This is a genomic window from Frigoribacterium sp. Leaf44 (assembly GCF_001421865.1).
Taxonomy (GTDB): domain Bacteria; phylum Actinomycetota; class Actinomycetes; order Actinomycetales; family Microbacteriaceae; genus Frigoribacterium.
Genome location: NZ_LMLG01000004.1, coordinates 25,212 through 32,206 on the forward strand (window position 1 = coordinate 25,212; position 6,995 = coordinate 32,206).

Sequence of the window (6,995 nt, forward strand, 5' to 3'; positions counted from 1 at the left end):
GCACCTGTGCACGGTTCGAGACCCCCACGCGGCCTGGGGCTCGCCGCGATCCTGCTGGCCGTGGCGGTCCCCCTCGCGGGCTGCACCTCGTCCCCCGAGCCGGCGCCGACGACGCAGCCCACGGCGACGTCGACGGGCGCTCCGGCGTTCTCGTCCGAGTCGACGACGGCCGAGGCGCTGGCCCACTTCGACGAGGTGAACGCGGCGACCGTCGCCGCGAACGCCCGCCCGGGCGGGCGCGCGGTCGTCGACGCGCTCGTGGCTGCGGGCTTCGACAAGTCGTCGATGCAGGTCACCGCCGACACGACCTCGATCGGCCGCGACGCCGACAGCGTGCAGTTCTCCGTGCTCTGGGGTCAGGACTGCCTGATCGGGCAGGTCTCGGGCGTGGGGTACACGAGCCAGACGGCGCCGGTGCTCGGCACGGGCGCCTGCCTCGTGGGGTCGACCCGAGCCATCGACTGGTGACGTCGGGGGCGGGGCCCCGCCCGATAGACTCGCTGCCATGGCCGAATACATTTACTCGATGGTGCGCGCCCGCAAGGCGGTCGGCGACAAGCTGATCCTCGACGACGTCACCATGTCGTTCATCCCGGGGGCGAAGATCGGTGTCGTGGGGCCGAACGGCGCCGGCAAGTCGACGATCCTCAAGATCATGGCGGGGCTCGACACCCCCAGCAACGGCGAGGCGAAGCTCAGCCCCGGTTACTCGGTCGGCATCCTCATGCAAGAGCCCGAGCTCGACGAGACCAAGACCGTCCTCGAGAACGTCCAAGAGGGCGTGGGGCCGATCAAGCAGAAGCTCGACCGCTTCAACGAGGTCTCGGCCGCCATGGCCGAGCCCGACGCCGACTTCGACGCGTTGCTCGCCGAGATGGGCACCTTGCAAGAAGAGATCGACGCCGCCGACGCGTGGGACCTCGACTCCCAGCTCGAGCAGGCCATGTCGGCCCTGCGCACGCCTCCGGGTGACGCCGAGGTCGCGAACCTCTCCGGTGGTGAGAAGCGCCGCGTCGCGCTGTGCAAGCTCCTGCTGCAGAAGCCCGACCTCCTGCTCCTCGACGAGCCCACCAACCACCTCGACGCCGAGAGCGTGCTCTGGCTCGAGCAGCACCTCAGCAAGTACCCCGGCGCCGTGCTCGCCGTGACCCACGACCGGTACTTCCTCGACCACGTCGCCGAGTGGATCGCCGAGGTCGACCGCGGCCGTCTCTACCCCTACGAGGGCAACTACTCGACCTACCTCGAGAAGAAGGGCGAGCGCCTCCAGGTCCAGGGCAAGAAGGACGCCAAGCTCGCGAAGCGCCTCGCGTCCGAGCTCGAGTGGGTCCGAAGCAACGCCAAGGGCCGCCAGGCCAAGTCGAAGGCGCGTCTGGCCCGCTACGAAGAGATGGCGAACGAGGCCGAGCGCACGCGCACCTTGGACTTCGAAGAGATCGTGATCCCCGTGGGCCCGCGCCTCGGCTCGCAGGTCATCGACGCCAAGAAGCTGCACAAGGCGTTCGGCGAGCGGGTGCTCATCGACGACCTGTCGTTCACCCTGCCCCGCAACGGCATCGTCGGCGTCATCGGCCCGAACGGTGTCGGCAAGACGACCCTCTTCAAGACGGTCGTCGGCCTCGAGCCGCTCGACGGCGGAGAGCTGAAGGTCGGCGAGACGGTCGACATCTCGTACGTCGACCAGAGCCGTGGCGGCATCGACCCGAACAAGAACCTGTGGGAGGTCGTGTCCGAGGGGCACGACTACATCCAGGTCGGCAAGACCGAGATCCCGTCGCGGGCCTACGTGTCGCAGTTCGGCTTCAAGGGTCCCGATCAGCAGAAGAAGGCCGGCGTGTTGTCCGGTGGTGAGCGCAACCGTCTCAACCTGGCGCTGACCCTCAAGCAGGGCGGCAACCTGCTGCTGCTCGACGAGCCCACCAACGACCTCGACGTCGAGACCCTGGGCAGCCTCGAGAACGCGCTGCTCGAGTTCCCCGGCTGTGCCGTGGTCATCACGCACGACCGGTGGTTCCTCGACCGCATCGCGACGCACATCCTCTCGTGGGAGGGCCTGAACGACGACGGCACCCCCAACTGGTACTGGTTCGAGGGCAACTTCGAGGCGTACGAAGAGAACAAGGTCGAGCGCCTCGGTGCCGACGCGGCGAAGCCGAGCTCGGCCACGTACCGCAAGCTCACGCGCGACTGACCGGTACCCCACCGTCATGACCCGCCTGCACGTGCCGACCCGAGTCCGCTGGAGCGATCTCGACGGGTACCGACACGTGAACAACGCGTCGATGCTGCGCCTCCTCGAGGAGGCGCGCATCGACGCGTTCTGGTCGGCCGACGGGGCGATCGACGAGCGGTCGTCGGCCGCCGTCCTCGACGGCAGCCCGAACGCCACGACGATGACGCTCATCGCCCGTCAAGAGCTCGAGTACCTGATCCCCATCCCGTACCTGCGGGCCCCACTCGACGTGCAGATCTGGGTCGGACGTCTCGGCGGAGCGAGCCTCGAGGTCTGCTACGAGGTCTGGTCGCCCGAGGGCGTCGAACCCCGGCAGCTGTTCACGAAGGCCGCCACCACGATCGTGCTCGTCGACTCGGCGACCGACCGGCCACGACGCATCTCGGACGTCGAGCGCGACGCCTGGTCACCGTTCGTCGAAGAGCCCCTCGCCTTTCGCCGGCGCTGACCCGGCACGCGTCCCGTCAGCCTCGTGGCACCCGCACCATGCCCTCTTGCGCGACGCTCGCCACGAGCGTGCCCGCTCGGTCGTAGATGCGACCGAGCGAGAGCCCGCGGCCACCGACCGCGTTGGGGCTCTCTTGCACGTAGAGCAACCACTCGTCGACACGCGCGGGGCGGTGCCACCACATGGCGTGGTCGAGGCTCGCGACCTTGAGGCCGGGGGTGACGAACGCGACGCCGTGGCGGCGGTAGATCGGTTCGAGCAGGGTGTAGTCGCTGGCGTAGAGCAGGGCGGCGCGGTGGAGGTCGGCGTCGTCGGGCAGCGGGCCCGTCGCCTTGAGCCAGACGGCCTGGTGGGCGACGTGGTCGCCCTCGACGCTGAAGTACACGGGCGACGGCACGTGACGCATGTCGAACGGGCGCCGCGCCCACGACTGGGCGACGGGGTTGTCGACGGCCGACAGCAGTTCGGCGTCGCTCGGGACGCCCTCGGGGTCGGGCAGCCCGGTGGGCATGTCGACCTGGTGGTCGAGCCCCTCGTCGGGGGTCTGGAAGGACGCGATCATCGAGAAGATCGGCACCCCGTCCTGCGAGGCCTGGGTGCGTCGGGTCGCGAACGAGCGGCCGTCGTGGATGCGGTCGACCGTGAACGTGATGGGGATGGTGAGGTCGCCGGGCCGCAGGAAGTACGAGTGCAGCGAATGGACGTCGCGTCCACCGCCGACGGTGCGCTGGGCGGCCACGAGGGCCTGTGCCGCGACCTGTCCGCCGAACACGCGACCGAGCGGCTCGGGTTGTGACCCCCCGGTGAAGACGTCCTGCCCGCCGACGTTGCCCGCTGGCGAGAGGTCGAGGGTGGACAGCAGGCTCTGCAGCGGATCGACGGTCACCCGATGTAGTTTAGGGGGCCGATGAACGACGCATTCACCCTCCCCGACTCCCTGTCCCTCAGCGATCTCGCGACCTATCTCGGGCGTGCGGGCCGGGTTGAGGACGGCTCGGTCCGGCTCATCGCCGGCTCGGGCGTCCTCGCCGTCTACGTCGCCGTCTTCTACCCGATGGGGCTGCTCGACTCGAGCCCCACGGTGCTCGGACTGCGCACCTTCCAGCTCGACGACCGTCCCGAGTTCGACGCCGTGGTGCCGGTCCGGTCGTTGAAAGAGCGCCTCGTGCGCCTGCAGAACGACGTCGTCGACCCGACCGCGCCCGTCACCGTGTCCGTGCCCGCCACGGTCAACACGGTGACCTGGGCGGCCATCTCACCGCCGCGGGGCGGCTGGGCACGGCTCGAACCGATCGAGTCCGACCGCCTCCGCTCGACGGCCGAGGCGGGCATCGCCCGCGTCGCCGAGGCGATCCCGACGGGCACGGGCGAGCAGATCGTGCACCGGGTGAGGGCCGACGTGTGGTCGGCACCCGTCGAGGGCGCCGAGGGAGTCCCCGCCGGTGCCGGCTTCGGTGCGCTCAGCCTCGGCTTCCTCGACGGCGAGGACGAGGTCGCCGTCTTCGAGACGGGCACCTGGACGCGCCTCACGACGCCCAAGGGCCACGTCCTCGTCAAGCGGCGGTCGTCCCTGCTCTGACGCGGTCCGCGGTCGTCAGCGCTCGAACGTGTTGACCATGGCCTGGGCGGCGCGGTCGAGGTAACCCCAGAGCATCGCGTCGTCGAGGGGTGCGAGTTCGAGTTCGTCGACGGCCACCCGCATGTGCTGCAGCCAGTGGTCGCGCGCCTCGGGCGTCACCCGGAACGGCATGTGCCGCATGCGCAGGCGGGGGTGCCCGCGCTCCTGGCTGTAGGTGGTGGGCCCACCCCAGTACTGCTCGAGGAACCCCGTCAAGCGCTGGATCGCGCCCTCGAGATCGGCCTCGGGATACATCGGCCAGAGCACCTCGTCGGTCCGGACGCCCTCGTAGAAGCGACGGACCAACTTCTCGAAGGTCGGCCGCCCGCCGATCTGTTGCCAGAAGTTGCCCTGGGCGGCGTCGTCACCGAGACCCCGCCGGACGGTGACCGGCACGGCCGACGGCGGGGGAGTCACGGGCTGCGCGGTGGACGGGCGCGGCGTCAGCGGGATGTCGGTCATTTGCGCTTGCTCCGCGGCACGTGGGGCGTCGGCACCGTGCGCGGCGCCCGGGCGCCCTGGACCGAGGAGGCGCTGTCGAAGCCGGTCAGGACGACGCTCGTCAACGAGGGCAGCACGATGTCCATGGCGTCCAGGGTCTTCTTGAGGCGCGACCGCAGCTCGCGGTCGACGTTGTCGCGGTCGGAGGACCTGGTCTTGGCGACGATGCGGATCACCACGTGTTCCTCGGAGATCGACTGGATGCCCCAGACCTCGGGCTGGTCGATGATGGCGCGCTTCCATTTGGGGATCGCCGCGAGCTCGTTGGCTGTGTTCAGCATGGCGTCCTGCACCTGGTCGACGTCGGCGGAGTACGGCACGGCGAGGTCGATGACCACCCGCGTCCAGCCCTGCGACATGTTGCCCACGCGCAGGATCTCGCCGTTGCGCACGAACCACAGCACGCCGTTGACGTCGCGGACCTGCGTGACGCGGATGCCGACGGCCTCCACGACACCGGCCGCGGGCCCGACGTCGACGACGTCGCCCACCCCCAGCTGGTCCTCGGCGACCATGAAGATGCCGTTGAGCATGTCTTTCACGATGTTCTGGGCACCGAATGCGAGACCCGCCCCCACGACCCCGGCGGCGCTGACGATGGCGACGGCGTTGAAGTTGAGCTCGCCGAGGATCAAGACGAGCGCGATGCCCGCGACGACGACCGTGACCACGTTGTTCAGCACGCTGCCGAGCGTGCGAGTGCGCTGCACGACCCGGACCGCCTGGAGGGGAGAGGCCATGAGGGCCTGCGTGTCGTCGACGTTCTGCTTGCGTTTGATGCCGTTCACGACCTGGTCGACGACCCGACGGATCGTGAAGTGCAGGGCGACGCGCAACAACACCGCGACGAGCAGGATCGCGACGATCCGGATGGGAACGCGCCACATCGTCCAGAACGCGTCCCAGTCGAAGGCGATCGGGGCGGCGGGGTCGGTGGCAGCTGCGAGGAGGAGGTCCATATGAGCGACAAGTCAAGCACGCCGCCGCGACCTCACCCGGGAGGCGCCTGGACGCCGGAACGGCGGGCCCTGTGAGAGGGCCCGCCGTCCGGGTCGTTCGTCGGGTCGTCGTGCGACCCGGGGCGCGACTACTGCTGGTCGACCGCCTGCACCCGCAGGGCCCGCTCGACGCCCGCGACGCTCTCGCTCACGATGCGGCGCAGGGCCGGCGTCTCGGGGTTCGCCTCGAGCCACGCGTAGGACGCGTCCACGAGCGCCTGGTCGGCGAGGCCGGCCGGGTACAGCCCCGAGACGAGGGTGTCGGCGATGTGGTAGCTGCGCGACTCCCAGATGCCGGTGAGCGACGAGAAGTAGCGCTCGACGAGCGGCTGCAGGATCGCCGGGTCGTTCGTGTGCTGGTACCCGAGGGTCGTCGCCCGGACGATGGCGTTGGGCTGTTCGGCGCTGTCGACGACCGACGCGAAGGCGGCGAGCTTGCCCTCGGTGGTCGCGATCGTCGCACGGGCCCGTGCGGCCGCCTGGGCACCGTTCGCCGTGTTGTCCTCGGCGAGGGCGGCGTCGATCTCGGCCTCGCCGGCACCGCCGACGAGCACGAGGCCCTCGAGCAGCTGCCAGCGCAGGTCGGTGTCGACGGTGAGGCCCTCGAGGGCGAGCGATCCGTCGAGCAGACCGGCCAGCGCCTCCTCGTGCGCCTCGGTGGACGCGATCGCGGCGAAGAAGGTGACGAACTGGAACTGTGCGTCGGATCCGGCCTCGGCGCCCTGGGCCAGGGCCCAGAGGCCGTCGCCGACCTCGGTGATCGTGGAGGCGCGGCGTGCGGGTGCGACGTAGCTGCGGGCGGTCTGCAGCAGCTGCGAGAGCGTGGTGCGGATCGTCGTCGACTCGGTCTCGGTCGCGATGTTGTCGAGCACGAGTCGCACGTAGTCCGAGGCCGAGGTCTCGGCGTCGCGCGTCGCGTCCCAGACCGAGCCCCAGACGAGGGCACGGGCCAGCGGGTTCGAGATCTTCGACAGGTGCGCGATCGCGGTGGCGAGCGAGACCTCGTCGAGGCGGATCTTCGCGTAGGCGAGGTCGTCGTCGTTGATCAGCACGAGGTCGCCGCGCTTCAGGCCGACCAGCTCGGGCACCTCGGTGCGGGTGCCGTCGACGTCGATCTCGACGCGGTCGGTGCGCACCAGGGCGTCGCCCTGCAGAGCGTAGAGACCGATGGCGAGGCGGTGCGGGCGGATGGTGGGG

At 70.1% G+C, this 6,995-nt stretch carries 8 protein-coding genes; 4 read left to right on the forward strand and 4 right to left on the reverse strand.

The annotated features are described in order from the left end of the window. The 3 genes from ASE87_RS06370 to ASE87_RS06380 form a co-directional block, all read left to right on the forward strand. Positions 1 to 468 (forward strand): hypothetical protein (locus ASE87_RS06370; RefSeq protein WP_369813997.1); only part of this gene is annotated, 468 nt, incomplete at its 5' end. A 37-nt stretch (positions 469 to 505) separates the two neighbouring features. After that, entirely contained in the window at positions 506 to 2,191 is a 1,686-nt protein-coding gene (gene ettA / locus ASE87_RS06375; RefSeq protein ID WP_056226966.1) for an energy-dependent translational throttle protein EttA, read from the forward strand. 16 nt (positions 2,192 to 2,207) lie between these two features. Next, complete coding sequence (locus tag ASE87_RS06380; protein ID WP_043597007.1) at positions 2,208 to 2,681, forward strand: thioesterase family protein; 474 nt, start codon at positions 2,208 to 2,210, stop codon at positions 2,679 to 2,681. A gap of 16 nt (positions 2,682 to 2,697) precedes the next feature. Here the strand turns inward: ASE87_RS06380 and ASE87_RS06385 are convergent, their stop codons facing one another. After that, positions 2,698 to 3,567: an acyl-CoA thioesterase II gene (locus ASE87_RS06385; RefSeq protein WP_056226967.1), complete on the reverse strand. Its 870-nt coding sequence runs from the start codon at positions 3,565 to 3,567 to the stop codon at positions 2,698 to 2,700. A gap of 21 nt (positions 3,568 to 3,588) precedes the next feature. On the opposite strand from ASE87_RS06385, the gene ASE87_RS06390 reads away from it, so the two are divergent. Continuing rightward, positions 3,589 to 4,260, forward strand: a complete 672-nt coding sequence (locus tag ASE87_RS06390; RefSeq protein WP_043597013.1) for a hypothetical protein — start codon at positions 3,589 to 3,591, stop codon at positions 4,258 to 4,260. A gap of 15 nt (positions 4,261 to 4,275) precedes the next feature. On the opposite strand, the gene ASE87_RS06395 is transcribed toward ASE87_RS06390, so the two are convergent. The 3 genes from ASE87_RS06395 to ASE87_RS16645 all read right to left on the reverse strand — a co-directional run. Beyond that, complete coding sequence (locus ASE87_RS06395) at positions 4,276 to 4,761, reverse strand: globin (RefSeq protein ID WP_082060186.1); 486 nt, start codon at positions 4,759 to 4,761, stop codon at positions 4,276 to 4,278. Beyond that, positions 4,758 to 5,759 (reverse strand): mechanosensitive ion channel family protein, encoded by a 1,002-nt coding sequence (locus tag ASE87_RS06400; RefSeq protein WP_056226968.1) that lies wholly within the window; start codon positions 5,757 to 5,759, stop codon positions 4,758 to 4,760. The genes ASE87_RS06395 and ASE87_RS06400 overlap by 4 nt, the downstream gene beginning before the upstream one ends. Before the next feature lie 128 nt (positions 5,760 to 5,887). After that, a partial coding sequence (locus ASE87_RS16645) for an ERAP1-like C-terminal domain-containing protein (protein WP_235472225.1) occupies positions 5,888 to 6,995 on the reverse strand: 1,108 nt, incomplete at its 5' end.

What these genes read in the sequence shown, in the direction of transcription:
- ASE87_RS06400 (WP_056226968.1), bottom strand. Translation starts at nt 5,759, where the DNA reads ATGGACCTCCTCCTCGCAGCTGCCACCGACCCCGCCGCCCCGATCGCC.
- ASE87_RS06380 (WP_043597007.1), top strand. Translation starts at nt 2,208, where the DNA reads ATGACCCGCCTGCACGTGCCGACCCGAGTCCGCTGGAGCGATCTCGAC.
- ettA (WP_056226966.1), top strand. Translation starts at nt 506, where the DNA reads ATGGCCGAATACATTTACTCGATGGTGCGCGCCCGCAAGGCGGTCGGC.
- ASE87_RS06395 (WP_082060186.1), bottom strand. Translation starts at nt 4,761, where the DNA reads ATGACCGACATCCCGCTGACGCCGCGCCCGTCCACCGCGCAGCCCGTG.
- ASE87_RS06390 (WP_043597013.1), top strand. Translation starts at nt 3,589, where the DNA reads ATGAACGACGCATTCACCCTCCCCGACTCCCTGTCCCTCAGCGATCTC.